The sequence below is a fragment of the Achromobacter sp. E1 genome (assembly GCF_037039475.1).
Lineage (GTDB): Bacteria > Pseudomonadota > Gammaproteobacteria > Burkholderiales > Burkholderiaceae_B > Achromobacter > Achromobacter mucicolens.
On record NZ_CP146253.1, the window covers coordinates 3,001,800 to 3,026,883 of the forward strand.

Annotated in this window: 32 protein-coding genes; 8 read left to right on the forward strand and 24 right to left on the reverse strand. The window is 65.0% G+C overall.

What is annotated here, in order from left to right:
• Window positions 1–19: 19 nt before the first annotated feature.
• The 4 genes from V6V88_RS13805 to V6V88_RS13820 form a co-directional block, all read right to left on the reverse strand.
• The gene (locus V6V88_RS13805; RefSeq protein ID WP_062839547.1) at window positions 20–673 is read right to left on the reverse strand and encodes a response regulator transcription factor; all 654 of its coding nucleotides are present in this window, start codon (window positions 671–673) and stop codon (window positions 20–22) included.
• The gene (locus V6V88_RS13810; RefSeq protein ID WP_175155490.1) at window positions 670–1,758 is read right to left on the reverse strand and encodes a PAS domain-containing sensor histidine kinase; all 1,089 of its coding nucleotides are present in this window, start codon (window positions 1,756–1,758) and stop codon (window positions 670–672) included. Before V6V88_RS13810 ends, V6V88_RS13805 begins: the two co-directional genes overlap by 4 nt.
• A 161-nt stretch (window positions 1,759–1,919) precedes the next feature.
• A complete protein-coding gene (locus V6V88_RS13815; RefSeq protein ID WP_280002146.1) occupies window positions 1,920–2,435 on the reverse strand; it encodes a hypothetical protein in 516 nt (171 codons plus the stop codon).
• Between the two features lie 29 nt (window positions 2,436–2,464).
• Window positions 2,465–2,920 (reverse strand): CBS domain-containing protein, encoded by a 456-nt coding sequence (locus tag V6V88_RS13820; protein WP_056317885.1) that lies wholly within the window; start codon window positions 2,918–2,920, stop codon window positions 2,465–2,467.
• A gap of 166 nt (window positions 2,921–3,086) precedes the next feature.
• On the opposite strand from V6V88_RS13820, the gene V6V88_RS13825 reads away from it, so the two are divergent.
• Window positions 3,087–4,460 (forward strand): MBL fold metallo-hydrolase, encoded by a 1,374-nt coding sequence (locus V6V88_RS13825; RefSeq protein ID WP_280002148.1) that lies wholly within the window; start codon window positions 3,087–3,089, stop codon window positions 4,458–4,460.
• A gap of 21 nt (window positions 4,461–4,481) precedes the next feature.
• Here the strand turns inward: V6V88_RS13825 and V6V88_RS13830 are convergent, their stop codons facing one another.
• On the reverse strand, window positions 4,482–4,907 hold the full coding sequence (locus tag V6V88_RS13830; protein ID WP_280002150.1) for a universal stress protein: 426 nt from the start codon (window positions 4,905–4,907) through the stop codon (window positions 4,482–4,484).
• Window positions 4,908–5,190: 283 nt separating this feature from the next.
• Here V6V88_RS13830 and V6V88_RS13835 point away from each other — a divergent pair, with 283 nt between their 5' ends.
• The 3 genes from V6V88_RS13835 to V6V88_RS13845 are packed head-to-tail and all read left to right on the forward strand — an operon-like array spanning window position 5,191 to window position 7,491.
• Complete coding sequence (locus V6V88_RS13835; protein WP_280002152.1) at window positions 5,191–6,030, forward strand: universal stress protein; 840 nt, start codon at window positions 5,191–5,193, stop codon at window positions 6,028–6,030.
• A 31-nt stretch (window positions 6,031–6,061) separates the two neighbouring features.
• Window positions 6,062–6,511, forward strand: coding sequence for a universal stress protein (locus V6V88_RS13840; protein WP_062839469.1), 450 nt, complete (start codon window positions 6,062–6,064; stop codon window positions 6,509–6,511).
• On the forward strand, window positions 6,508–7,491 hold the full coding sequence (locus V6V88_RS13845; protein WP_280002155.1) for a zinc-binding alcohol dehydrogenase family protein: 984 nt from the start codon (window positions 6,508–6,510) through the stop codon (window positions 7,489–7,491). Before V6V88_RS13840 ends, V6V88_RS13845 begins: the two co-directional genes overlap by 4 nt.
• 32 nt (window positions 7,492–7,523) lie before the next feature.
• On the opposite strand, the gene V6V88_RS13850 is transcribed toward V6V88_RS13845, so the two are convergent.
• From V6V88_RS13850 to V6V88_RS13885, 8 genes are all read right to left on the reverse strand, one after another.
• Window positions 7,524–9,314: an adenosylcobalamin-dependent ribonucleoside-diphosphate reductase gene (locus tag V6V88_RS13850; protein WP_280002157.1), complete on the reverse strand. Its 1,791-nt coding sequence runs from the start codon at window positions 9,312–9,314 to the stop codon at window positions 7,524–7,526.
• A gap of 13 nt (window positions 9,315–9,327) precedes the next feature.
• On the reverse strand, window positions 9,328–9,858 hold the full coding sequence (locus V6V88_RS13855; protein WP_230964922.1) for a universal stress protein: 531 nt from the start codon (window positions 9,856–9,858) through the stop codon (window positions 9,328–9,330).
• The gene (arsH, locus tag V6V88_RS13860; protein ID WP_338615282.1) at window positions 9,855–10,562 is read right to left on the reverse strand and encodes an arsenical resistance protein ArsH; all 708 of its coding nucleotides are present in this window, start codon (window positions 10,560–10,562) and stop codon (window positions 9,855–9,857) included. The genes V6V88_RS13855 and arsH overlap by 4 nt, the downstream gene beginning before the upstream one ends.
• A complete protein-coding gene (gene arsC / locus V6V88_RS13865; protein ID WP_062839465.1) occupies window positions 10,555–10,977 on the reverse strand; it encodes an arsenate reductase (glutaredoxin) in 423 nt (140 codons plus the stop codon). Before arsC ends, arsH begins: the two co-directional genes overlap by 8 nt.
• A gap of 45 nt (window positions 10,978–11,022) precedes the next feature.
• Window positions 11,023–12,105, reverse strand: a complete 1,083-nt coding sequence (arsB, locus tag V6V88_RS13870) for an ACR3 family arsenite efflux transporter (protein WP_062839464.1) — start codon at window positions 12,103–12,105, stop codon at window positions 11,023–11,025.
• A gap of 4 nt (window positions 12,106–12,109) precedes the next feature.
• The gene (locus tag V6V88_RS13875) at window positions 12,110–12,610 is read right to left on the reverse strand and encodes an arsenate reductase ArsC (RefSeq protein ID WP_338615284.1); all 501 of its coding nucleotides are present in this window, start codon (window positions 12,608–12,610) and stop codon (window positions 12,110–12,112) included.
• A gap of 122 nt (window positions 12,611–12,732) precedes the next feature.
• Window positions 12,733–13,059: a metalloregulator ArsR/SmtB family transcription factor gene (locus V6V88_RS13880; protein ID WP_338615286.1), complete on the reverse strand. Its 327-nt coding sequence runs from the start codon at window positions 13,057–13,059 to the stop codon at window positions 12,733–12,735.
• A 189-nt stretch (window positions 13,060–13,248) separates the two neighbouring features.
• Window positions 13,249–14,214, reverse strand: coding sequence for a tripartite tricarboxylate transporter substrate binding protein (locus V6V88_RS13885; RefSeq protein ID WP_338615288.1), 966 nt, complete (start codon window positions 14,212–14,214; stop codon window positions 13,249–13,251).
• A gap of 175 nt (window positions 14,215–14,389) precedes the next feature.
• Here V6V88_RS13885 and V6V88_RS13890 point away from each other — a divergent pair, with 175 nt between their 5' ends.
• Window positions 14,390–14,581 carry a hypothetical protein gene (locus V6V88_RS13890; protein ID WP_223575456.1) on the forward strand — a complete coding sequence of 64 codons (192 nt, stop codon included), beginning with the start codon at window positions 14,390–14,392 and terminating at the stop codon, window positions 14,579–14,581.
• A gap of 189 nt (window positions 14,582–14,770) precedes the next feature.
• The gene (locus V6V88_RS13895; protein WP_142055212.1) at window positions 14,771–14,986 is read left to right on the forward strand and encodes a hypothetical protein; all 216 of its coding nucleotides are present in this window, start codon (window positions 14,771–14,773) and stop codon (window positions 14,984–14,986) included.
• 203 nt (window positions 14,987–15,189) lie between these two features.
• Here V6V88_RS13895 and ribA read toward each other — a convergent pair whose 3' ends face one another.
• The 7 genes from ribA to V6V88_RS13930 all read right to left on the reverse strand — a co-directional run bounded on the left by ribA (window position 15,190) and on the right by V6V88_RS13930 (window position 19,942).
• Window positions 15,190–15,771 (reverse strand): GTP cyclohydrolase II RibA, encoded by a 582-nt coding sequence (gene ribA / locus V6V88_RS13900; protein ID WP_254636822.1) that lies wholly within the window; start codon window positions 15,769–15,771, stop codon window positions 15,190–15,192.
• Window positions 15,772–15,902: 131 nt separating this feature from the next.
• The gene (locus V6V88_RS13905; RefSeq protein ID WP_223575455.1) at window positions 15,903–16,322 is read right to left on the reverse strand and encodes a NirD/YgiW/YdeI family stress tolerance protein; all 420 of its coding nucleotides are present in this window, start codon (window positions 16,320–16,322) and stop codon (window positions 15,903–15,905) included.
• A 106-nt stretch (window positions 16,323–16,428) separates the two neighbouring features.
• The gene (locus V6V88_RS13910; protein ID WP_223575454.1) at window positions 16,429–17,820 is read right to left on the reverse strand and encodes an ATP-binding protein; all 1,392 of its coding nucleotides are present in this window, start codon (window positions 17,818–17,820) and stop codon (window positions 16,429–16,431) included.
• A gap of 1 nt (window position 17,821) precedes the next feature.
• A complete protein-coding gene (locus tag V6V88_RS13915; protein ID WP_223575453.1) occupies window positions 17,822–18,478 on the reverse strand; it encodes a response regulator transcription factor in 657 nt (218 codons plus the stop codon).
• Between the two features lie 157 nt (window positions 18,479–18,635).
• Window positions 18,636–19,133, reverse strand: a complete 498-nt coding sequence (locus tag V6V88_RS13920; protein ID WP_062839456.1) for a glycine zipper 2TM domain-containing protein — start codon at window positions 19,131–19,133, stop codon at window positions 18,636–18,638.
• Between the two features lie 39 nt (window positions 19,134–19,172).
• Window positions 19,173–19,628, reverse strand: coding sequence for a hypothetical protein (locus tag V6V88_RS13925; RefSeq protein WP_062839455.1), 456 nt, complete (start codon window positions 19,626–19,628; stop codon window positions 19,173–19,175).
• A gap of 77 nt (window positions 19,629–19,705) precedes the next feature.
• On the reverse strand, window positions 19,706–19,942 hold the full coding sequence (locus V6V88_RS13930; RefSeq protein ID WP_056317937.1) for a lipopolysaccharide assembly protein LapA domain-containing protein: 237 nt from the start codon (window positions 19,940–19,942) through the stop codon (window positions 19,706–19,708).
• 248 nt (window positions 19,943–20,190) lie between these two features.
• Between V6V88_RS13930 and V6V88_RS13935 the strand changes: the two genes are divergently transcribed.
• Window positions 20,191–20,922, forward strand: a complete 732-nt coding sequence (locus V6V88_RS13935) for a carbonic anhydrase family protein (RefSeq protein ID WP_223575452.1) — start codon at window positions 20,191–20,193, stop codon at window positions 20,920–20,922.
• A 71-nt stretch (window positions 20,923–20,993) separates the two neighbouring features.
• Here V6V88_RS13935 and V6V88_RS13940 read toward each other — a convergent pair whose 3' ends face one another.
• A complete protein-coding gene (locus V6V88_RS13940) occupies window positions 20,994–21,566 on the reverse strand; it encodes a methyltransferase domain-containing protein (RefSeq protein WP_223575451.1) in 573 nt (190 codons plus the stop codon).
• A gap of 240 nt (window positions 21,567–21,806) precedes the next feature.
• The gene (locus tag V6V88_RS13945) at window positions 21,807–23,246 is read right to left on the reverse strand and encodes an NAD-dependent succinate-semialdehyde dehydrogenase (RefSeq protein WP_056317945.1); all 1,440 of its coding nucleotides are present in this window, start codon (window positions 23,244–23,246) and stop codon (window positions 21,807–21,809) included.
• A 225-nt stretch (window positions 23,247–23,471) separates the two neighbouring features.
• Here V6V88_RS13945 and V6V88_RS13950 point away from each other — a divergent pair, with 225 nt between their 5' ends.
• A complete protein-coding gene (locus V6V88_RS13950; protein WP_142055208.1) occupies window positions 23,472–23,747 on the forward strand; it encodes a hypothetical protein in 276 nt (91 codons plus the stop codon).
• A 4-nt stretch (window positions 23,748–23,751) separates the two neighbouring features.
• Here the strand turns inward: V6V88_RS13950 and V6V88_RS13955 are convergent, their stop codons facing one another.
• A complete protein-coding gene (locus V6V88_RS13955; RefSeq protein ID WP_338615295.1) occupies window positions 23,752–24,603 on the reverse strand; it encodes a symmetrical bis(5'-nucleosyl)-tetraphosphatase in 852 nt (283 codons plus the stop codon).
• 230 nt (window positions 24,604–24,833) lie between these two features.
• Window positions 24,834–25,073, reverse strand: coding sequence for a hypothetical protein (locus tag V6V88_RS13960; RefSeq protein ID WP_062839450.1), 240 nt, complete (start codon window positions 25,071–25,073; stop codon window positions 24,834–24,836).
• Window positions 25,074–25,084 lie beyond the last annotated feature (11 nt).

The following is a 25,084-nucleotide window of genomic DNA, read 5'->3' on the forward strand; positions in this document are numbered from 1 at the left end:
GCAAATTCCTACAGCTTGCTTAGCGCGAAGGGGCGTCGTCATCGTCGACGAGCCGGTGCCGTATCGCGTAACGGACCAGATCCGCCTGATTGCGCAAGTGCAGCTTGATCAATATCCGGCTTTTATACGTGCTGACCGTCTTGACGCTCACGAACAGCAATTGTGCGATGTCCGAATTGTTCATGCCCGACGCCAGATGGCGGAAAACCGACAATTCCCGGTCGGACAGCAGGGCGTGGGGCAGCGATTCCGCATGGCCGTACCGGTCAAATGCAATGCTCTCGGCCAGCGACTGGCTCAGATACCGCCCGCCACCGGCCACCTTGCGCACCGCCTGCACCAGCTCTTCGCTGGCGCTGTCCTTGGTCAGGTAGCCCGCCGCTCCCGCCTTGATCGCCTGGACGGCGTATTGCTGCTCGCCGTGCATCGTGAGCACCAGGATGGGAACGTCCGGGTGGGAATTTTTGATGTGCCGGATCAGATCGACGCCGTCGCGCCCGGGCATCGACATGTCCAGCACCAGAAGATCCCATTGCCCCTCGGCCAGAAGGTTCAGCGCTTCGTTGCCGTTGCCGGCTTCGCCGCCGACGCGGATGTCTGCGGCCTGCTCGAGCAGCCGCCTCAGGCCTTCGCGCAGCAATGTATGGTCGTCGGCAAGCATGACGTTGATCATGTCGCCTCCCATTGCGAGTCGGGCGGGCGGACCGGGATGCGCACTTCCAGGCGAAACCCGCCTTTCCTGCGGGTGTGAACGGAAACATCGCCGCCCAGCAGGCGGACCCGTTCGCGAATGCCCTGCAGGCCGAGCGAAAGCGGCAGCTTCTTGGCCAGACTCTCCGGCGTGGCTCCGACGCCGTTGTCGGAAACGGTCAGCGCGCAATGCGAGTCGTCACAGACAAGGCGCACCTGGACGGCGCTGGCCTGCGCATGCTTGGCGATATTGGTCAGCGCCTCCTGCACGACGCGGAACAGGGTGGTGGCGACTTGCTTTGCCGGTTCGGCGGGGCCGATCCGGATGTCCGATTCCGTATCGACGCCATAGCGGGAAACGAAATTGGCCACCAGCCATTCGACCGCCGCCGCCAGTCCAAGATCGTCGAGCATGACGGGCCGCAGGTCCGAGGCGATGCGCCGCAGCGACTTGAACGTGGCCTTGATGAGCTGCCGCATGGACCGCACGCGCTCGCGCGCCTCGACGTTGTCGGACGCCAGGATCGGTTCAAGTTGGGACAGCTCCATCGTCAGCGCCGTCAGGCTTTGGCCCAGGTCGTCATGGAGCTCGCGCGCAATGTGCTTCTTTTCCTGCTCGCGCACGTGGAGCAGGGCATTGGACAGGCGGGTCAGCTCGTCTCGGGATGCCCTCAAGGCCTGATCGATACGCTGGCGCTCCGTGATGTCGCGCAGAAAGATCGACAGGTACACGCCGGCGCTGGTGCAGGTCTGCGAGATCGAAGCTTCCATCGGAAACTCTTCGCCGTTGGACCGAAGGCCCCATAACGGCGCGCCCAGGCCCATCTGGCGATCGGAAATTCCGGTGGTCATGAAGCGGCCAACATGCTTGGCATGAACGGCGCGAAAGCGCAGCGGGATCAGGATGTCCACGCTGGCGCCGATGGCCTGGTCGGCGGAAAGCATGAACACGCGTTCCGCCGCAGCGTTGAACATCACGATGTGTTGCAACGCGTCGATCGTGATGATCGGTTCTGTGGCGGACTGAATGATATCGAGCAGCGGAGGCGCGCCAGAGGAGAGCTTCATTGCTGGATATGTGGGTGCCGGGATCGCCCTTCCAGGGGGAACTTGTCCATTGCAACACACAATTCCGCAAGCGGCGAGGGCCGCGCGTGGGCTACCGCCACGTGCACTAGTGCAGGCGGCGGATCTGGTCAGCCGGGCTTGGACTTGTGCCCGAGCGCCGCTCAGTCAACGGCCGACAGCAGCGAGTCGCTCCCGCCCGATTCCCAGGCCGCGAGCGTCCTTTCCTTGAACCGGCAAAGGGACGCGTCGCACTCTTCGGCCAACACGTCGTACTGCTTGAGCAGAAGAATGCCGCGGGGCTTTGCGCCCACGACGGCGGCGATGTCATCGACAGCCCGGAATCCGCCATAGCCCGACATCACGCAAATGACGGAGTAGGTCTTGATCAGCCGCCCCTGCGTCGTCAGGAACGAGCGCATGGGGGCCGCGAGCGATCGAAGCCAGACTGGCGTGATCAAAATCACGTGGTCGAACTGGTCCAGGGCAGGGCCGGCATAGCGAATCTCGGGTTGGCGCTTGAAGAGGCAATCGGTGACGCAGCGAAGGTCGCCGGCCAGCCCGATGCGTGACGATGCGTCCCGCACTTCGTGGACCTCCCATCCCGTGATCGATGCCAGCCGCTCGGCCACGGTGCGTCCTGTGCCGGTGCGTGAATAAAAGACGATGCCGATCCGCATGGCGTTCACTCCTGGCCGCAACGACGGCCTCAGACTTCCTGGGCCAGCAGCGCCTGAAGAATGTCCCGGCGGCTGACCACGCCGACCAGTTTTCCCTGCCGGACTACGGGAACCCGCTTGATCCCGCGCTTGAGCAGCACGTCTGCAATTTCGGACAGGTCGGCGGACTCATCCACCGTGATGGCAGGGCTGCTCATCACGGCCGATGCCGTCTGCTCGCCCAGTTGAAGGCTGTGCAGAAACTCCAGATTCAGTGCCTCGCCTTCTGCCAGGAGCGACAGCCAGTGGTTCACCTTTCTCTGATGCGCGCTGTCCTGGCGCCGCACCAGATCGCCTTCGCTGACCACGCCGATCAACGCGCCGTCATCGCCCGTCACCATCACGGCGCTGATGTCTCGATCCAGCATGGCACGCATAATCTGCGAGACCGGGGTACGCGGGGATACGCAGTATGGGGTCGCGGTCATGAGGTCGCGCGCTTTCATGGCATTTCTCCTGGGTGGCGGGGGCACGCCCCTCGCCTGTTTGCTTGTCGGTCCTATGTTGATCTCGCGCCCGGCGGTTATCTTGACATTGGTCAAGCAAGGATGGGCCTGCCACATCAATGCTGCTTATTAGCGAAAACTTGGTCAGACAGTCAGGAGTCGATCCATGACACAGAAGCTGCGCATACACTTTTGCGGGGCCGCCGGCACCGTGACCGGCTCGCGTCATCTGCTGGATGCGTCCGGGCGGCTGATCCTGATGGATTGCGGGTTGTTCCAGGGGCTCAAGCCGCTACGGCTGCTCAACTGGGCGCCGTTTCCCGTGGCGCCCTCGAAAATCGAAGCCGTGCTGCTGTCGCACGCGCACCTGGACCATTCGGGATATCTGCCCAGGCTCGTGCGGGAGGGTTTCGCCGGCCCGATCTATTGCTCCGAAGCGACGCGCGACCTGTGCGAATTGCTTTTGCTGGATAGCGCGCACTTGCAGGAAGCCGATGCCGATTACCTGAACCGCCACGGCCTGTCGCGCCATCGTCCCGCGCTGCCCCTGTACACGGTCGCCGACGCGCGTAGAGCGATCGCCGCGCTCCGCCCGGTGCCGTTCGATGCGCCGATGCCGCTTCCGGGGGGAATGCAGGTCAGGTTGTCGCGCGCCGGCCACATCCTGGGCGCCGCCATCGTCGAACTCGATTACCCGGGCGGACGACTGGTTTTTTCCGGCGACCTGGGTCGCTATGACGACCCGCTGATGCCGCCGCCCGCGGCCGTGACGCAGGCGGATCATCTGATTGTCGAATCCACCTACGGCAATCGCAGCCACGGCACGCAAAGCGTGCCGGACACGCTGGCCGGCATCATCCAGCGCACCATCCGGCGGGGGGGCTCTCTTGTGATTCCGGCGTTTGCCGTCGGCCGCGCCCAGCTCCTGTTGTTTCACCTGTGGCGGCTCAGGCTGGCCGGAGGCATTCCTCGCGACCTGCCCATTTACCTGGATAGTCCGATGGCCAGCAGCGCGGTCGACGTCTATCTACGGCACACGGCTGATCAGCGATTGCCGCGCGCGGATGCCAGGGCCGCGTTCGGCGTTGCCACCTGCATCACTGACGTCGAACAATCCAAGGCGCTGGACCGCTCGCCGATGCCCAAGATCATTCTTTCGGCCAGTGGCATGGCCACGGGCGGACGGGTCATTCACCATCTCAAGCACTATGCCAGAGACCCTCGTAACACGATCCTCTTTGCCGGCTTCCAGGCGATGGGAACGCGCGGGGCCGCCATGCTGGATGGCGCCCGTCAAGTCAAGATACATGGAGAATATGTGCCGGTGCGCGCCGAGGTCGACAACCTGTCGATGTTGTCGGCGCATGCGGACGCCGACGAAATCCTGCGCTGGCTTCGTGGATTCTCAAGCGCGCCCCGGCATACGTACATCGTGCACGGAGAACCCGCGGCAGCCGACGCGCTGCGCCTGCGCATCAAGGACGAACTTGGCTGGCGCTGCCATCCTGTCGAGCCGTCCGAAACCGCCGTGTTGAACTGATCCGGCGTGGCGCCCGCCTGGTCAATTGATCATGACGACCGGTATGTGGGCGGTGTGCAGCACTTTCAGCGCCACCGACCCGAGCAGCAGGCTGCCTGCGGCTCCCAGCCCCCGCGAACCCATGACGATGTGGTCGCAGTGCTGTTCGGAGGCATAGGCGGTGATCGTTGCGGCCACCGGCCCCACGCGCATCTGCGTTTGATAGCTGACCCCGGCGGCATCCAGGACCGACCGCGCCTCGGCGAGCGCGGCGCTGGATTCATCCTCGTAGTAGTCCCGGATCATTTCCGGCGTGACGAACGCGCGGACGGCGCCCGACACAATGGGTATTTGCACGTTCAGCAGGTGGATCGCGCAGTCGCCATGCTCACGGATGTGATCGATCATGTACTTCACGGCACGCAAGGCGTTTTCGGAGCCGTCGATGGGAATGAGTACGTTCTTCACAGTGGCCTCAACATTTGGGGGTAGGAAAGGCGCAGCCTCGGCTGCCTGCAACCATCATGACGCGAATGATGCCCCGGCCATTGACTGGAATCAAGGTTTGGGCCCCACCCCGACCGCGGCGTCCCCGCTCGCGCGTTGACGAAGGTCAATATTTGCCAGGCGCACCCGCGCAAGATGAAGCCTATGCAAGAGGACGTTGCCGCGCCAGGCAGTCAAGGGAGCGCCGCAGGGTGCGAGACGCGTGCAGGCAGTCCTCAGCCACTTACTGCCACCGGAGGTCACCATGTTCCGTCGAATCGCGGTCCATCTGGACCAGGGCGCCAATTGTTCGCGCCGGCTCGATTTCTGTCTGCGTCTGGCCAAGGCCCATGACGCCCACCTGACAGGGATATACGCCAGCTACGTCGCGCCGGGCTATTTCTATGACGAAGCCGGCTTGTGGGTGAGGGGGATGGATCGGGCGGTCCAGATCCACGAAAAGGCGCGCACCGCTGTCCAGAAGGCGTTCAGCGAGGCTGCCGAGCACGCCGGCGTTGCGGCGGCATGGCGGCAAGGCGAGTGGGGCACGCCCGCGGAGTGCGTTTCCCGGCACGCGCGTTCCTCGGATGTCGTCGTGGTGGGGCAGAACAACCTGAAGGATCTCGAAGCGGCCACGGGCAACGATTTCGTCGAGCAGGTGATCCTCACCGCGGGCCGGCCGGTCATCGTGCTGCCCATCGCCGGGACGTTCAGCACGATCGGCGGCCGGGTGCTGTACTGCTGGGACCGCGGCCGCGAGGCGGCGCGGGCCATCGCCGACGCCGCGCCGCTGCTGCGCAATGCCGCGGCACTGCAGGTGTTGTCCCTGGACGAGGGATTCCCCTTGCAGCAGCCTTCGGACGTTCCCTTCGAGGACCTCGTCGCCTACTGCATCTGCCACGGCTTTCCCCAGCCCGTCCATCAGACGCGCGACGTCCGTCACGGAGACATCGGCGATGCAATTCTGACGGCGGCCGCGGATTTCAGTGCGGATCTCATCGTGATGGGCGGATATGGGCACAGCCGGATGCGGCAGCTGGTGATGGGCGGGGCGACGCGGTCGCTGCTCAGCGCAATGACGGTTCCCGTCCTTCTGTCCCATTAGGCGATTGCTGCGTCGCCGATCTGGATAGCCCATGTACCGCCGTATCCTTGCCGCCATCGACGGCTCGCACGCATCCGACCGGGCAATGGAGGAGGCGATCCGGATCAGTCGGGAAGCCGGCGCCTCGCTCCTTGTCGTGCATGCGCTGGAGAATCCGCCGGCAGTCCTGGAGGACAACCCCTACGCCGAGGAGGCCCTGCGCACGCTGAAGGCCAGCCGAAAAGAAGCGGGCGCCAACCTGCTGAAGCGCGCCAAGGCTGACGCCGCGGCGGCCGGCGTCAACGTAGAGGCGACGCTTCTGGATGAGGACGCCATGCCGACGCCCGCGCGCATCTTGCGGGCCGTGCAGGCCTTCAACGCGGACCTGATCGTGATGGGCACGCATGGCCACCATGGCCTGCGCCACGCGATGCTGGGCAGCAGCGCGGAAGGCGTCGTGCGGATGGCGCCAGTCCCCGTCTTGCTGGTCCGCACCCCATGAAGGCGATGGTCCTGCAAGCGCCGGGGCTGCCCCTGACGCTGGAAACACGCGAGACGCCGCAGCCCGGCGCCGGCCAGGTCAGACTGCGCGTGTTGGCATGCGCGGTCTGCCGCACGGATCTGCATGTCCTGGACGGCGAGCTGCCCAGCCTCAGGTATCCCATCATTCCGGGCCATGAAGTCGTAGGCGTCGTGGAATCGGTCGGGGCTGGCGTCGACACCGCGATGCTGGGGCGCCGCATGGGTGCGGCCTGGCTGGCGCGCACGTGCGGAAATTGCACCTTCTGCCGCGCCGGTCAGGAAAATCTATGCAGCGAGGCGCTGTTCACCGGCTACACACAGGACGGCGGCTTTGCGACGCACATGCTGGCGCATGCAGACTATCTGTTTCCCTTGCCAGCGGCCAGAGCCCCGGCTCGGATGGCGCCATGGCTCTGCGCGGGCCTGATTGGCTGGCGGGCACTGCGGGCAACCGGCGATGCCCGGCGGCTGGGGCTTTACGGATTCGGTTCTGCGGCGCGGCTCCTGACACAGGCCTGCCGCCACCTGAACCGCGAGGTGTACGCCTTTACCCGCGCCGGCGATGTGGCTGCGCAAGCGCACGCGCTTGCGCTGGGCGCGACTTGGGCCGGCAGCAGCAGCGCACCCGCGCCGGTGCCTCTGGATGGGGCGATACTGTTCGCGCCGGTCGGCGCGCTGGTGCCGTCTGCGCTGAGCGCGGTGCGCCCGAGCGGATGCGTGGTGTGTGCGGGCATCCACATGTCGGACATCCCGGCATTTCCCTACCGGCTGCTTTGGGGAGAACGTTCGCTTTCGTCCGTCGCCAACCTGACGCGTGAGGACGGAAGGGAGTTTCTAGGCAAGGCGCACGCGTGGGATCTGGGTGCCGATGTCCGCACGTATCGGCTTGAAGACGCAAATCGCGCGCTGGACGACCTGCGGGCGGGGCGCATCCAGGCGACGGCCGTGCTGCTGCCCTGAGGCGCGGCGGATCCCCGGGGCCGGGCGGTTTCTCATGCGCACCCTTCGCAGACGCTTGGCGTTGCCAGGGCGTCAGCCCCCGAGGTTGCCGTGCCCAGCACCGCCGCAAGCCCGGGGTCTGGCCGAAAGAGGGTAATCCCCTTGAGCCCGAGCTTGAACGCTGACATGAACAACGCCTGCGCGCGTTCGACGCTGCAGTCGGACGGCACGGGCACCGTCTTGGAAATGGAGGCATCCACGAAGGGTTGCAAGACGCCCACCATCGCCACGTGGTCTTCAGGCGCTACCTGCTGCGCGGTGCGGAAATAGTCGGGCAAGGGTTCGCCGGGAAAATGCAGGTTCCATTGGCGCCACGCATGGTTCTCGACCGGCACGTCAACCGCAGCGGCGCCCAGCATCACGCGGCGGCGGTAAGTCCAGCCGAAAGCCGGTTCGATCCCGCTGGAGCAATTGTCCGCAAAGGCAAGGCTGACGCTGCCGGTGGGCGCATACGAAACCAGATGGCTGTTTCGCAACCCATGCCGGCGCACGGCAACGCGTACCTCGGCGGCAAGCGCATCGCCGATGGCGCCGTCCGACAGGTAGTCTGCTGCGCGGTAAAGGGGAAACGGCCCGCGTTCCCGGGCCAGTGCCGCCGACGCCGCGTAGGCGCTGTCCCGGATGCACCGGGCCACTTCGCTTGCGGCCTGGCGGCCGGCGTCGCTGTCGTACCGCAATTGCAGCATCGCAAGCATGTCCGCCAGCCCGGTCACACCCACGCCTATCCTGCGCGTGGACAATGCCTGCGCCTGTTGAGCGGGCAGGGGCCAATGCGTCAACGCGAGCACGTTATCGAGCATGCGCACCTGTATGCGGACCATGCCGGCCAGCTTTGCCAGGTTCACGTTGGCGGCGCCGCCCAGTCCAAATGGGTGCTCGACCAAGCGTGTCAGGTTGATGGGGCCGAGCACGCAGCATCCATAGTCGGGCAGCGGCTGCTCGCCACACGGATTGGTGGCCCGGATCGTCTCGAGTGCGCGCAGGTTGTTGGCGCGCGCGATGGTGTCAATGAACAGCAACCCCGGTTCGGCGCTGTGGACGGCCTCGCGCGCGATGGCATCCCATAAGCGCCGTGCGGAATCCTGGCGATACTGCCAAAGGCCGTCGGTTCGCTGGAATGCGCCCGCGTCGATCGCCGCTTGGCCGGGCGGGGTGTGATGAACCAGCGGCCAGGGCTCGTCGCGCTGCACCGCGGCAAGAAACGCGTCGCTGACCGCGACCGAAATATTGAAGGTGCGCCAGCGCCGGCGGCCGTGCTTGGCCTGGACAAAGTCGAGGATGTCGGGATGCGCACAGGATAGAACCGCCATTTGGGCGCCGCGGCGGCTGCCCTCGAATGCCAGGCGGGCGCACGCCGCGTCGTACTGGTCGATGGCTTCGCAGACCGTCGGGGCGTCTGCCCGCCCACGGGACCCAGCCGCCAGCGGGGGCAGCGATGAAAAATCGTACCCGACCCCGCCGCCCATGGCCAATGTCTCGAGCGCCTGCTGCAGACCGGCCGGGAATGAGAGTGAGGCATCGGGGCCTCCCACCGGCTGCACGAAACAATTGACCATGGTCGCGTGTGCCTGCGTGCCGGCGTTTGCCATGATCCGCCCCGCACCGATCGCGCCGTCCCGCATGTTCTGAAGAAACGCCGCAGCGGCGGACGCCCGCCGTGCCGGCGTCTCCGCCTGGGCGAGCGCCAGGGCGACGCGCGCGTACACCTGCGCGGCATCGCGCTCTGCGCAGGCCGCGTACCGGTCAAGCAGCACATTCGCGCACGCCGGCTGCGGCAGGAGCATGAAACGCCCCGGATCAGGAAACGCCTTCGGGAGCCCGCAGCAGCAAGACCGGCACCGATGCCCCGCGAAGGATGCCTTCGGCGCTGCTGCCCAGAAGAAGACGCCGCGCGCCGCGGCGGCCGTGCGTGCCGATCACGATCAGATCGGCTTTCCAGGCTGCCGCCTCATCCAGCACCCGCTGCTGGACGGTCCGGTCCAGATTCTCGTAGAGCGCGGTATCCGCTTCGATGCCTGCATCGCGGACGGTGCCTTGCGCCGTCTCCAGCATCTTCGCGCCGTTGCGGCGCATCAGATCCAGGAGTTCGCCCGCGCGATAACTGTAGGCATCGGTGGTCAGGGCAAAGGACAGCTCGTCGATGACGTGAATCAGGCGGATGCGCGCCCCGGTCAGCTTGGCCAACCGGATGGCCTCGTTCAAGCCGAGCTTCGAGGTGTCGCTGCCATCAATGGGAACAAGGATTCGCTCGTACATGCTGGTCTCCGTGAAAATTGGGCACGAAACCAGTATCAGCGGACGCGCGGCGAAAATATTGATTCCGGTCAAGTTGTGGGCGACAGCGCCGCGGCAGTCTCCTTGCGTTCGCTGTAGCGATCCAGCAGATAGGGGCTGGCATCCCGGGTAAGCAACGTGAACTTCATCAGCTCTTCGACCACGTCGACGATCCGATCGTAGTAGGGGGAGGCCTTCATGCGCCCGCGATCGTCGAACTCCTGGTAGGCCTTGGCGACGGACGATTGATTGGGAATGGTCAACATCCGCATCCAACGGCCCAGGATACGCATCTGGTTCACCGCGTTGAACGACTGCGATCCGCCCGAAACCTGCATGACCGCCAGCGTCTTGCCCTGGGTGGGCCGCACGGCGCCCACCGACAACGGGATCCAGTCGATCTGCGTCTTCATCAATCCCGTCATCGCGCCGTGACGCTCGGGCGAGCTCCAGATCATGCCTTCCGCCCACTGGACAAGCTCGTGAAGCTCTCGGACCTTGGGATGGTTCTCGGTGGCGTCATCGACCAGCGGCAGCCCGGTGGGGTTGAAGAGCCGGGTTTCGCCGCCCAGGGCTTCGAGCAGGCGTGCCGCTTCTTCGGCGACCAACCGGCTGTACGAGCGCTCGCGTAGCGATCCATACAAGAGCAGGAACCGCGGCGCATGCGTGGCCCGCGCCGGCGGGAACAGCGCGGCCGGAACCGGCGCCTTGAAGTACGCGGGATCGATATTCGGCAGATCCGCAAACACGTCAGACACGGTTGCCCTCCGCATCGATCAGCGGTTCTCCATCCTCTTTGTTGAAGGCGCCGCGTTGAGCCTGAGGCAGAATGTCCAGCACGGCCTCCGACGGCCGGCACAGCCGCGTACCCAGCGGGCTCACGACGATCGGCCGATTTATCAGGATCGGGTGCTCAAGCATGAAGCCGATCAGTTGGTCGTCTGTCCACTTCGGATCTGACAGTCCCAATTCGTCGTAAGGCGTGCCTTTCTGGCGCAGCAGTTCTCGAACGGGGATGCCCATATCGGCAATCAACGACCGCAGCGTGGCGGCGTCCGGCGGCGTCTTCAGGTACTCAATGATCGTGGGCGTTTCGCCGCTGTTGCGAATCAACCCGAGGACGTTGCGAGACGTGCCGCAGGCCGGGTTGTGATAAATCGTGATGGAACTCATGAAAACCTCTATCTAAGGAATGTCGTGCAGGCCGGCGGCCACCACTCAGCGCCGGATGGCGCCGGCCTCATACCAACCCTTGGTCCGATTGACGATCCGCACGACTAGCAGCATTACGGGCACCTCGATGAGCACGCCGACCACCGTGGCCAATGCCGCGCCAGAGTGGAACCCGAACAGGCTGATCGCGGCCGCCACGGCCAGTTCGAAGAAGTTGGATGCGCCGATCAGCGCGGAAGGGCAGGCAATGCTGTGCTTTTCTCCCGCGCGGCGGTTAAGCCAGTACGCCAGGCCCGAATTGAAAAACACCTGGATGAGAATCGGCACCGCCAACATCGCAATGATCAAAGGTTGGCCAATGATGGCTTCGCCCTGAAAAGCGAACAGCAGAACCAGCGTCAGCAGCAGCGCCGCCATCGAGAACGGCCCGATGCGCGCCAGGGCGGCGTCGAATACCGCCTGACCGCGGCGAAGCAGGGCGCGGCGCCAGAGCTGGGCAAGCACCACCGGAATCACGATGTACAACCCGACGGACACCAGCAGCGTGTCCCAAGGCACAGTGATGGCCGACAGCCCGAGCAGCAGGCCCACCATGGGCGCGAAGGCAAACACCATGATGGTGTCGTTCAATGCGACCTGGGACAACGTGAACACCGGATCGCCTCCGGTCAGGCGGCTCCAGACGAACACCATGGCAGTGCATGGCGCCGCCGCCAGCAGGATCAAGCCGGCAATGTAGCTATCCAGCTGGTCGGCGGGTAACCAGGCCGAAAAAATCTGGCGTATGAAAAGCCAGCCCAGAAAGGCCATCGAAAACGGCTTGACGGCCCAGTTGATGAACAGCGTCACGCCAATGCCGCGCCAGTGCTGCTTGACCTGGCCGAGCGCACCGAAGTCCACCTTGAGCAGCATGGGAATGATCATCACCCAGATCAAAAAGCCCACCGGCAAGTTGACCTGCGCGACTTCGAGGCGCCCGATTGTTTGAAATAGGGCGGGCATGAGTTGGCCCAGGACGATGCCGATCACGATGCAGAGAAACACCCAGAGCGTCAGATAACGCTCGAAAACGCTCATCCCACCGCGCGTCTGCGGCATCGGCGCCGCGGCCTGTGTACTGGATGACATCGACTTACTCCTGCGTTTTGCCAATCCCGCGCAACCCAGTCTGAAGCGACATTGCATCCAGGCGGTCGATGGGCAAAGAAAGGAAAAGCTCGATACGGCGCTTGAGCACTCGCGCGGCGTCCTGAAATGCCTTGCGACGTTCTTCTTCGGTTCCTTCAAGGGCTGCCGGGTCAGCAACGCCCCAGTGAGCCGTCATTGGCTGCCCAGGCCAGACGGGGCACACTTCGCCCGCGGCGTTATCGCAGACGGTAATGATGAAGTCCATTCTTGGAGCCCCCGGCACCGCGAACTCGTCCCAACTCTTGCTCCGATAACCCTCGGTGGGTAATGAAAATGAACTTAGCGCGTCGAGCGCCAACGGGTGGACCTCACCCTTTGGGGTACTGCCAGCGGAGTAAGCCTGGAAGCGATCGCCACCGATTCCTCGGAGTAGACCTTCAGCCAGGATGGAGCGTGCAGAGTTGCCCGTACAGAGAAACAGCATGTTGAAAGGGGAGTGCGACATGGGAATTCCTAGCAGCAGTGCGTGGAGGTTTTGGTATTCGGAACACAGCGGTTGTCTTGCATGGCTGATTCCGCTCATCGACATGGAGATGGAGGTAAAGGCATCTCATAGGCAATTTCTGATCAGGTGGGAGTGCAGGCACCGGAATTTAAGGCCTCGCACGTGGCACCTTCGCAACAGTGTTCGGTGAGGTAGCCCAGCAGCCCATTCATCTGCGAGAAGTCCGCGCGATAGATCAGATTTCGACCTTGTTGCTCAAAGGTGACAAGGCCGGCATGCGACAACTCCTTCAAGTGGAAGGACAACGTGTTGCGCGCGACGCCGAGTTGATCGGCCATGACGCTGGGCATGAGACCGCCGAGGCCGGCAACCACGAGGGCGCGAAATACGCGCAGACGTTGGGGATGGGCCAGGGCGCCGAGGGCGAGAACTGCTTGAGATTCATGCATTGTTCGATCATACAACGATTGTTGAATTATTAGGTCACTTGAATTCTTTGTTCTAGGTGATGCCCCCGGGTCTATTACTTTACATAATACACATTATGCGAACTTCGTCTGGAGCGAGCGCCACATCGGTTACGGACCTCCGCAGCTCGGAGCCATCATCGTCGCCAACCCATCCAGAACAACCACCCGCTATTCCTTTTTCAGCCCATTGGCGCTTGCCGCGAACTCATCGGCCAACCCCTTGAGCTCTCGCTTGTAGTCGTCCAACGACCCCTCATATCCCTCCAAATACAAATCCCGCCGCGCCTTTTCCATCGCCGCTGACGTGGCAGCCTGCCGCACAAACTCCGCCAGCTTCGTCCTGACGGGCTCTGGCGTTCCGCTGCGCACGGCAACGCTGTAGCTGCTGTGGAACACCATGTTCGGCACGCCGAGCTCGGCAAACGTCTTCACCCCGGGCAAATGACTGACGCTTCCTTCGCGTCCGGTATAGGCCAGCACCTTGACGTGGGGATTGTCCTTGACGCTTTGGGTGGTGCCGATCGTGGTGAAGTAGCCGTCGATCTGCCCGCCAAGAATCGCCGTCAGCCCTTCCGCGCCACCTTTGAACGGAATCGGACGGTACTGCGTCCTCAGTCCTGAAGCCAGCCTCGCCGCAAGCGTGGAGTATGTGCCCACGCCGAGGTCGGCGACGCCAATGTCCAATTCCCGGTTAATGCCCTTCAAGTCTTCCAGGCGGTTCCAGCCTCGGTCGGACGGCACGATGAAGGCGTAGCTGCTCTGGCCCAGCGGCGCCAGGATTTCAAAGTCGGAGAACTCATAATCCGCGGCGGGTGTCGTGATCTTTGCGCTGTAGAAGCCTTCGGCGTGGACCAGCAAGGTGTATCCGTCCGCGGGCCTGTTCCTGACGGCCATGATGCCGATGGCAGAGCCAGCGCCTGGCCGGTTTTCGACGACGACCGGTTGGCCCATGATCGTGCCCAGTTGTTGGGCGAACGCGCGCGAGATGGCGTCGGTGGCGGCCCCCGGTGGATACGGGACGACGAGGCGAACAGGTTTCGACGGATAAGCGGTTTGCGCGGCAGCCCCGAACGAAAACAGTGCGCAGAGGACTGCGCTGCCCAGTAGTATGCGGCGGCGTGTGACGATAGGCATGTGTTGCTCTTTTTCAGTTGTCTCCGCCTGAAAGTGTATCGATCGCCCCGCCGCCGATCTCCGCGATATTCCGCAGAACTCTTCTGCAAGAAATGAAGGAAAAAGGCGTCGCCATTGCCCACGGCGATGCCGGCGACTCCTGCGATTCATGCCGTTTTGATCTGCGGGTTCAGCTTTGGGCAGTCCGATTGCGCTGGTCGCGCCCTCGTCCCCGATCCTGCTGAATCCCGTGGTGCTCCCTTCCCTGCCCTACGATCCGGACAAGGATCTGCTGCCCATCGCGCAAGTCGGCGCAGCGGGCGGCACCGGCGTGGCCATATGCCGGCCATTGCGTTCGATGGGCGTTTGGTTCCAGGTTTCGCCATGAACGCCCTGAAGCAGTGCGGCCGAACTACCGCCTTTAGCTCTTCTTGGCGATTCGCTTCCCGGCTAAGATTTTTCCTCGCCGGTCGCTGATCCAGTCTGTGCAGGATCGGCTGACCCCATAGCCGCCCACCGCGCACGCGCCCGCCGGCTGGACTTTGCGGCCAATGTGCACATCACCAAGGCCCGGGAAATGACCACAACCTATTTTGGCTTGCCTGTCGTGAAAGACCGTTTGGTGCGTCTCGAAGACATCCGTCGCCTCCCGTTCTACACATTCTGGGAAGAAAGCAGCCGAGGGTCGGCGATGTGTGAAGGCGATGAGGGAGAGCTTTTCGTCTATCTGAACGACTGGGAGGCATTCTCCGACTTGTTCATCAAGACCGGCAAGCATCGCCACAGCGGTTAGATTGCAAAAAAATGGGCGCTCCGCGGAGCGCCCAGATCCTTGCGTTGCCGCGCGGCTTACACCTTGCCGGGCAATGCGTAGGCGATCACGTCGTCGCCACGGTCGGGCGAATTGCGCGCCCCGCCGGCGTGCGGCCCAACGACCGGCCCAGAGTATAAGGGTTTCTCCTTATGCCGGGAGGGGCTGCCGGGCGTATCGCTTCGTCATTCCTCGGTCTGACCGAGTTCGATGCGGTGCTGCGTGCGCAGCGCCTTGGCCAGCAGATAGCCTTTGTTGTGCTCGTTCGGAAATACGCCCGTCAGGCGGCAACCGCTGACCCGGATTCCCATGCGTTCGAGCTGGGTGCGCTTGTCGGGATTGTTTGTCAGCAGTTCAAGATTGTCGACGCCCAATGCTCGCAGCATCTGGGCGGCCGGCGTGTAGTCTCGGTCGTCCAGGCCGTGGCCCAGTTCCAGGTTGGCGGTGTAGGTGTCGTAGCCCAGTTCCTGCAGCCGGTAGGCGTCAAGCTTGGAATACAGGCCGATGCCGCGCCCTTCCTGGCGCAGGTACAGCAGATAGCCGCCCTCCTGGCTCATGAGGCGCAACGCTTCCTGAAGCTGGGGACCGCAGTCGCAGCGCAGCGATCCGAAGACATCGCCCGTCATGCACTCGGAGTGCAGCCGGACGAGCGGTTGCGGGCCGGGTTGCCCGAATTTTAGGGCTAGATGATCGCGCGCGTCGGCCAGGCCATGAAAGCTGTAAGCCAGCGCCAGCGCCTCGGTGCCATCGGCAAGGCGGATGGGCAACCGGACGGTGGCGCGGATGGAGGCTTCGGGCAGTTGGACCGCGGCGGGGGACGTTACGGGATTCACGACAAACTGGCACGGGTATCGAAACGGAGGTCGACAGGATAACGTATGCGCCCGCCGCGCGCGCTTTACATCACGCGGACGCTGTCGACGTCGAACTCGACGTTGTTGCGGTCACGGTCCAGTTCGCCACGCAACTCGACCTGGGTCTTGTCGTCGATCTTCTGGCCCGCCGGGAAGTCCTCGTGATCGATTTCGACCCGAATCTGGCCCGTGCCGTCGTCAAAGGTGTAGTGATCGTCACCGTCGTGCGACACGATGCGGCCGCGCAGGATGGCGTTCTGGTCGTCCCGGCCATTGGCCAGGAGTTCCTTGACTGTCGTGACGGCAACCGTGCTGGGGCCGCTGTAGCCTTGGGCAGCGGGTTTGCCGGTGCTGGGGCCCGTGTAGCCCTGGGCGTGTGCCACGCCCGCCACGGTGGCACCAGCGAGGACGGCGCTGGCCAGGAACGTGCGGATGAATGAGGAACGACGAGAGATCTGGGTCATGGTGCGGCTCCTTGCGCGGATTGCGCTTCGCTGTTGAACATGGCGCCATTTGACGCCCCGAAGATGAAGCAGACCTTATCCCTGCACGGGGACGCGGATTCTTGCGTCACCCGTTCATGTCTAGCGGCAGCAGCAGCGTGACGCCCAACCCCCGGCCATCCAGGCCCGGACCGAAGCGTAGTTCTGCGCGATGCATGGTGGCCACGCGCGCCACAATGGACAGACCCAGGCCGTTGCCCGGCACGTTTGTGCCCAGGACGCGGTAAAAGCGCTGCGTCAGCCGCTCCAGATCGGCTTGGGCCACGCCCTCCCCGTCGTCCTTCACGCTGAGCGCGACGTGCTGCCCGGCGCGTTCGGCGGCGACCCGCACCTGTCCGCCCTCGCGGCCGTACGACACCGCGTTATGGATGAGGTTGCGCAAGGCGGTAAAGAGCGCGTCCCGGTTGCCGACCAGTTCCTTTTCGCGCGCCGCAATCGTGATCGTAGCGCCGCGCGCGGCCGCCGCGGGCGCGCAGGCGTCCACCGCATCCTGCAGCAGGCTGGGGACGTCGATGCGCTCGCGCGGCATGGCGTCGGCCGATTGCGGATCCAGCCGGGCAAGTTGCAGCAGGTTTTCCACCAGGCTCGTCGTGCGCATCATGTCGGCGCGCAGGCGCTGCAATTGCGCGGCCAGCGCCGGCGCCTCGCCGGCCGGATGGCTGCGTTGCAGGACCTGGATCCGCGACGCCAGGGCCGCGAGCGGCGTGCGCAGCTCATGCGCGGCATCCGCCGTGAAGCGCCTTTCGGCTTCAAGCGCGCGGTCCAACCGGCCCAGCAGACGGTTCAGGGCTGCCGTGATGGACTGCACTTCATGCGCCCTGCTCTCCTCGGCCACCGGCGACAGGTCGGACGGCGATTTGGTCTCGATGCCGCGCGCCATGCGCGCAAGCGGCCTGAGCAGACGCCAGATCAGGAACCAGTTGATCAGTCCAAGCAGGACCCACAGGCCGACCAACGGCCACGCCAAGGACTCGAGCATGTCCCAGATGAGATCGGTGCGTTCGTCCATCTCCTGACCGACCTGCGCCGAAAAACCCAGGGAGTCATGATGGCGCACGTAGACGCGCCAGTCCTCGCCGTCGGCACGTACGTCGTAATAGCGGTCGCCGCGCCGGTCCGGCGGCACGAACGGCCGGTTGGGCGCGTCTTCACCCCGCAGCAGCACGTCGCCCGTGCGCGAGACCAGCTGATAGTCCAGCCGAAGCGCCGGCTGCGTGTCGCCAGCGGCGGGTTGGCCCGCCGTCCGGCCGATGCTGCCCTCGCCCAGTGCCAGGACCAGCCGCGCGCCCTCTTCCAGCCAGTCGTCATAGGCGTCGTTGACCTCCTTGCGCGCGATGGCCAGCACGATCACGGTGCTGACCAGCCCCACCAGGATGCTGGACCCGAGCGTCGTGCCGATCAGTCGCCGGCGCAGGGAATAGCCGCGCTGGGCCCGGGGAGTCTTGTTGCGCCAGCGCATCTCAGTCCGCCAGCCGATAGCCCTGGCGGCGCACCGTCTTGATCAGGTCCGAAGACAGCTTGCGCCGCAGGTTGTAGATGTGGACTTCGATCGTGTTGCTTTCGACTTCGTCGCCCCAGCCATACAGCGCCTCTTCCAGCTGCGCGCGGGACACGATATGGCCCGGGCGCCGGATGAGCGCGTGCAGGATGGCGAATTCGCGCGCCGTCAGCTCGACCGGCGTCCCATTGAAGCGCACCTGCTTGGCCGCCACGTCCAGCAAGACGCCACCATGCTCGAGCGCAGGGGTGGCGTGGCCGTCGCGGCGGCGCAGCGCAGCGCGGATGCGCGCCGACAGTTCGTCCAGGTCGAAAGGCTTGACGAGGTAGTCGTCCGCGCCGAGGTCCAGGCCTTCGATACGGTCGGGCACCGCGTCGCGGGCGGTGATCATGATGGCCGGCACGTTGTCGCGACGCGCGCGCAGCCGCCGCAGCAGGTCGTCCCCCGAGATGCCGGGCAGCCCGCGGTCGATCAACACGCAGTGGTAGTCGTGGGCGGCCAGCGCCGTTTCGGCAAGATCGCCGCGTGTCACGCGGTCGACCACATAGCCGTCGAGCTCCAGCCAGGATTCGATCGACTCGCCCAGGGATACATCGTCTTCGGCCAGTAGGATACGCATGCGCCGACTATACGCGACAGGATGAAGAGAATCTTAAGACGCTCACGGCGCGCTTTCTCGGCACGCGCAATTAATCTCCGCATGCCATGCGGAGATTCGATGCCCTATTCTCCGCATCCGGCCCGCATCGCGGTCCGGATGCGGATCCCGGGCGGTTTCAGATGCCGCCGACGCGGCTGACGCCGCCCTGGGTGACCACCTGGACGCGCTGGCCGGTCGAGATTGGCACGTCCGCTTCCTGTGTGATGACGCGCACGTCGCCTGAATCCAGGCGCACGGTGATTTCCAGGCCCGCGCGGCGCATGCTGGCGTTTTCGACTGCGTTGCCCGCCATGGCGCCGCCGACTGCGCCGCCGACGGTGGTGATGCGCCGTCCGGAGCCGCCGCCCACGGCGTTGCCGGCGACGGCGCCCAGCGCGCCACCCGCGATCATGCCCATGCCCGAGGTCTGGCTGGCCTGGATGGTGACGGGCCGCACGCCAATGACGTAGCCGAGGGTGACGGTCTGGGCGCGCTGCGCCTGGTCGAAGGTGTAGACGCGTGAGGACGCGGAGGGATTGGCGCAGCCGGCAAGGATGGCGGCAAGGCCAAGAATGCCGCCTGCGGCGAGAAGGGTCAGGCGGCTATGCGGGGCGGCCTGCTGAGGCTTTTGCATGATGGGGTCTCCGGAACGGCGGAAATGGGAAATCCAGGCCTAGCGCGGACGCGCCGGCGGGGCCGCGGGCGCAGGCGCCGGTGCGGGCGCAGGCGCAGCCGCGGATGGCTGGGCGCTGGCGCGCATGAACTTCCCATTCGCATCGAAGCCGCCTATGGCGCGGCCATTGAAGAACACGACGCGGCGCGCGGTCCACTGCGGCTGGTCGGGGCCAAGCTGGTCGTAGGCAGCCACGTCAAAGTCGTACTCCCAACCCGACATGGGCTTGCCGTCCTCGCCCGCAAACGTGGTCTTCTTCACGGATTCCGCATATCCCTTGTCGCGATAGCTGACATACCGGGTGGGCGGCATGGAATCGCGCAGCGTCGACATGTACTGGTACAGGTCTTCATCGCTGGGCGGCGTGCCGTACTTGGCCAGATCGTTCTTCGTCGCGACCGTGCCGGCGCAACCGGCCAGCACGCACGTGGACAAGACAAGGAATAGCCTTTTCATCGGGATTGCTCCTAAGTACGCGTTCGCGCCCTGACTGCGGACGCACGGCGGCTAGCCGGGTAGCGCTTGGGGAAGCTTCAGGGGGTGGGACCGGCGGGACGGCTGGCCGCGCCCCGGAAGGCGGTGCGCAACAGGCTGAGCAGAAAGCCGCCCGTCAGCATGCCCAGGATGTAGACGCCGACGACGAGAACCGACGTCGGCAAGGTGATGGTGGATGTCCAGAGCGTCAGGGTGACGGAATCGAAATTCTGGACCTTGAACGACAGAACCATCGCCGTGAGCAACACAATCAATACGATGTACAGGTATCTCATGGGGCACCTTTCGTATTCGCTGTCTTAACCGCCCCGAACCCGCCCGGGGGCCTGTCGTGCGAAAAACTATGCCACTCATCGGCCGGGAAAACAAGAAACATTGTTCACCGCCGCAAACAGGAACAGAATGGCTGTCGCCGTGAAAACGGCAAGTGTGGCCGGCCCATCATCGAATAGCCGCGTCCCGCGGTCTATCGTTTTGGGCTGTTTTTTGGGGACACCTCATGGAAGCGATCAAGGATTGTTGCATGGCTGGGCACCCTCTGAACCTGGACCGGCGCGGCTGGTTGAAGGCGGGCGTTGCCGCCGGAACGGCCGCGGTGATGGCAGGCGTGGCAGTCGCCCCGAACGACGCGCAGGCGGCGTCGTTATCGCAGGCACAGCGCGACGCAATGACGCCGGACCAGGTGATTGACATGATGAAACGGGGCAATGCGCGCTTTCGCGCGGGCAAGCCCCAGAAGCACGATTACCTTGCGCAGAAGCGGTCCAGCGCCCTGGGCCAATACCCGGCGGCGGTCATCCTGAGCTGCATCGACTCGCGCGCGCCCGCCGAGATCATTCTGGACACGGGCATCGGCGAAACCTTCAACGGGCGGATCGCCGGCAACATTTCCAACAACGACCTGCTCGGCAGCATGGAGTTTGCCTGCGCGGCGGCGGGCGCCAAGGTGATCCTCGTCATGGGGCATACGGCTTGCGGCGCGGTGGCCGGCGCGATCGACAATGTTCAGCTCGGCCATCTGACCGGATTGCTTGACGTGATCAAGCCGGCGGTCGAGGCCACCAAGTACACGGGCGACCGCAGCGGCAAGAATGCGCAATTCGTGGACGCGGTGGCGCGGACCAATGTTCAGCTCACCGTCGAGGCCATCCGCAAGAACAGCCCCATTCTTGCGGGGCTGGAAAAGGAAGGAAAGATCAAGATCGTCGGGTCGATGTACGACCTCACCAACGGCATGCTGACCTTCATGGCATAGCCCTTTCCCCACGTCGCCGTACCGCGGGCGCGCGCGCCTCTCAATCGGCCGCGCCCGTCCCGCCCGTGCCCTCAGGGCGTCCGGCTCAGGCTGTAAACAGAGGCAGGCGGCAGGTTCATCGGCACGAATCGCACGCGCCGGGCGTGGAGTCCGCAGTCATCGAGCACGCGCGCCGAGATCGGGCATTTCACGCCATACGTGAAGAAGTGCATGGATGCGCCCGGCGGCATTGCCTCAAACACGGCGGTAAGCAGCTTGTGGTGATGCGCGCCGCTCATGTTGCGCAGCGGCAGGCCGCAAATCGCCGCGCCGATCCCGTTCAATTCAGGATGGCTGTCGCGCGACAGGTCCTGGGCAGGCACCTGCAACACGGCCGCCTCCGGAAACTGGCTGCGCAGGCTGGAGCTCATGTCCGAGTCCTGCTCCACCAGCACCAGATTGGATGGCGCAACGCCCCGGCGCAGCATTTCTCGGGTGAACACGCCAGTCCCGCATCCCAGTTCAAGGACCTTGCCGGCGCGTGGCGGGATCGATTCGGTGATCGCCGCGGCCAGCGCCGCGCTTGAAGGCGCTACCGCGCCGACCGCCGAGGGGTTGGAAAGCAGCGCCTTGACGAACTGCTTGCGCTCCAAAAGCCAATTCATGGCCGAGCCGGCCGGCTTGTGCCGGGCAAGGGTCTTGATGGGCGGCAAGGAAAACATCGTCGCGTCTATCTCCGGGGTACGTCACTGTCGGTCAGACCTTACCTTCGGCCGGCGGCCCGGACCGGCAACGTTGCGTAAGCGCGCCTTTCATTTGGAGAACGTCGAATCCGGAAACGAACAGGCCGTATCCGATTTCTCGGATACGGCCTGTTGCCAAACCAGCCGGGTCAGACGCCGGGCTTAGACCCCCACGACCGACACGGCCTTGGTGACCAGATACGCCTCAAGCGCTTCGGGACCGCCTTCGGAACCGTAGCCGGAATCCTTCACGCCGCCAAAGGGCAGCTCGGCCGAGGGCGTTGCAGGCTGGTTGACCCAGAGCATGCCCACTTCGAGGCGGCGCGACAGCTCGTGCACCGTCTTGATCGACCGGGTGAAGCCATAAGCCGCCAGGCCGAACGGCAGGCGGTTGGCTTCGCGGATGGCTTCGTCCAGGGTTTCGAAGCTGCGGATCGCCGCGATGGGACCAAACGGCTCTTCGTTGAAAATATCGGCCTCGAGCGGCACGTCGGTCAGGATCGTCGGGGCGAAGAAATTACCGGCGCCACCCACGCGCTGCCCACCGGTGGCCACGCGTGCGCCCTTCTCTGCCGCGTTCTTGACGATCTTGTCCATCGCCGCCAGGCGGCGGTCGTTGGCCAGCGGGCCCAGTGTCGTGCCTTCGGTCAGGCCGTCGCCCAGCTTGAGCTTTTCGGCGTGTGCGATGAAAGCCTGCTCGAAAGCCGCCTTGACGTTCTTGTGCACCAGGAAACGGGTCGGCGAAATGCAGACCTGGCCGGCGTTGCGGAATTTCGCACCGCCCGAGGCCTTGACGGCCAGTTCGACGTCGGCGTCCTCGGCCACGATGACCGGGGCGTGACCGCCCAGTTCCATCGTGACGCGCTTCATGTGGCGGCCAGCCAGCGCGGCCAGTTCCTTGCCGACCGGCGTGGAGCCGGTGAAGGTGACCTTGCGGATGATCGGGTGCGGAATCAGGTAGCTGGAGATCTCGGCCGGCGAGCCGAACACCAGGCCCAGCACGCCCTTCGGGATGCCGGCGTCGACAAAGCAGTTGAGCAGCGCGGCAGGCGACGCCGGGGTTTCCTCGGGCGCCTTCACCAGGAAGGAGCAGCCCGTGGCCAGCGCGGCGCCCAGCTTGCGCACGATCTGGTTGACCGGGAAATTCCAAGGCGTGAACGCGGCGACGGGGCCGACGGGTTCCTTGATGACCAATTGCTGGGCCGCCGGGTTGCGCGACGGCACGATGCGGCCATAGACGCGCAGGGCTTCGTTGGCGAACCAGTCGATGATGTCGGCGCCCGCCAGCACTTCGCCGCGCGCCTCGGCCAGCGGCTTGCCCTGCTCTTGCGTCAACAGGCGCGCCACGTTGTCCGCGCGCTCGCGCAGCAGGACGGCCGCTTTGCGCATGACCGCGCAACGCTCGTGCGCGGACGTGTCGCGCCACGTCTCGAAACCGCGTTGCGCTGCCGCCAGCGCCGCGTCCAGGTCCTCGCGGGAGGCGCTGGCCACCTGGCCGATCTTCTGGCCGGTGGCGGGGTTCACGACGTCGATGCGCGCGCCGCCTCGGGCCTCGCGCCATTCGTTGTCGATCAGGAGAAGAGTATCTGGGTAACCGTTCATGAATGCTCCGTGGTTGAAATGCGGCCGTCACGTGTCAGTCGATTCGGGCAAGCGGGGCGGAAACGCCCGGCGCCTGCCGTATCGTAAGTGTTTGGGAGGGAGACGGGAAGTGGGCCGGCTTCGGACCGTCCGGCTGGCGGTCCGGCGCGCAAGGCCGGGCATGGGCACGCCGCTTGCTGTAGGCGTTTCGCCTTTCGTCACTTAACCCTGATTGCGGAGGCTCCCATGAGCTCACCGGAACCCGTTCTCTCGCCGACGCCGGTCGGCAACACCTTGATTTCCTTGGGGCTTGCGCGCGCCGCCCAACCCGCCCACGTCGCGGATGGCCGACTGCCCTGCCCCACGGCCGCCAATGATGAAATTCCGCCCGAGGCGCAATCGGCGGGTCAGGCCGAAGCGCCGGCGCGCGTGCCGCTGAGCGCCTGGTTGTCGCTGGCGTTCTATGCCATTGGCACAGCGCTTCTGTTCAGTCTGGGCGTGGCCTACCGCCTGTTCGCATGACCGTTCAGGCCGCCTGGGCAAGCGCTTCGCGTGGGGCCTGTACCAGTTTGCGGTCGGAGAGCCGGTAGGCAGTCAGCGGCCCGCCCGTCACGCAGCCCGTGTCCAGGCACACGGCGTCCGTGCGCGCGAGCAGCCCCAGCGTCGCCCAGTGGCCGAACACGATGGTGTTGCCGGCGTCCGCGCGCCGTGGCAGGTCGTACCACGGCAACGTACCGCGAGGCCAGCGCCCTGGGGTGGACTTGGCGCCGGGCGCCAGGGCCGCATTGCGGGTGCAAAGCCGCATACGCGTAAATGCGGTGGCGATGAAGCGCAGGCGTTGCTGCGTATCCAGGTTGGCGCTCCACGCCAGCGGTGCGGTGCCGGTCAGCGTGCGCATGTGGCGGCGCCAATCATCGTCGCGAAGCATGTCCTGGACCTCGCCGGCCAGCGCCACTGCTTGGGCCACGTCCCATCCGGGAAAGAGCCCGGCATGCACGAGCACATGCCTGTCCTGGACGTGAATCAGCGGTTGCGCGCGCAGCCAATCCAGCAGTTCGTCCGCATCCGGCGCGTCGAACAGATCATTCAATGTGTCGCGGGGGTCTGGGCGCAGGCAACCTGCAGCCACGCCCAGGGCGCGCAGGTCGTGATTACCCAGCACCACGGTCGCGCGGTCGCCCAGGGCCATGACCCGGCGCAAGACCTCGGCATTGGCAGGCCCGCGGTTGATCAGGTCGCCCACGAACCAGAACCGGCAGGTTGGGTCCCCCGCAATATCGGGGCTGGCCAGCAGCGCGTCCAGCGACGCGCAGCAGCCATGCACGTCGCCGATCGCCCAGATGGCGGGCAGCCGTCCTTGCGGTGCGTCATCCGCCAATGTGAAGTTCGCGTCAACGGTCGTGGGTGTCGTGATGGTGGGTCGGCTTGATGGTTGTCTTACCGGTCTGCGTCGCATGTGTCGTCCTTGCCGCTGGCCATTTCCTGGCACGAATGGATGAATTTCGTGCCAGAACGGCCAGCAAGCCCCGTACCCATGCAAACGTTTACATTCGAGGCGGCCGGATGCCGCAAGCGAAGCGCCCCCGGGGTTGGCGTGCCCGGTCGTGGCTATCCTTCCTTTTTGCGCCGCCCCCACACGGATTCCTGCCGATAGGAGTCCGCCTGGCACAGCGTGCGGTAGAACATGGCGCCCGCGCCAATGAAATTGCCCAGCTCTTTCTCCGACAGCTTGGGTGCGACGCCTTCCAGGTATCCGGCGTAGATGGAAAGCACCCGGTCCCATTCGTCCAGCCGGGGCGCCGGCGCGGAAACCGAGATCATCAGTGCCAAGAGCTCATCGCGCTGCATGATTGCCTCCT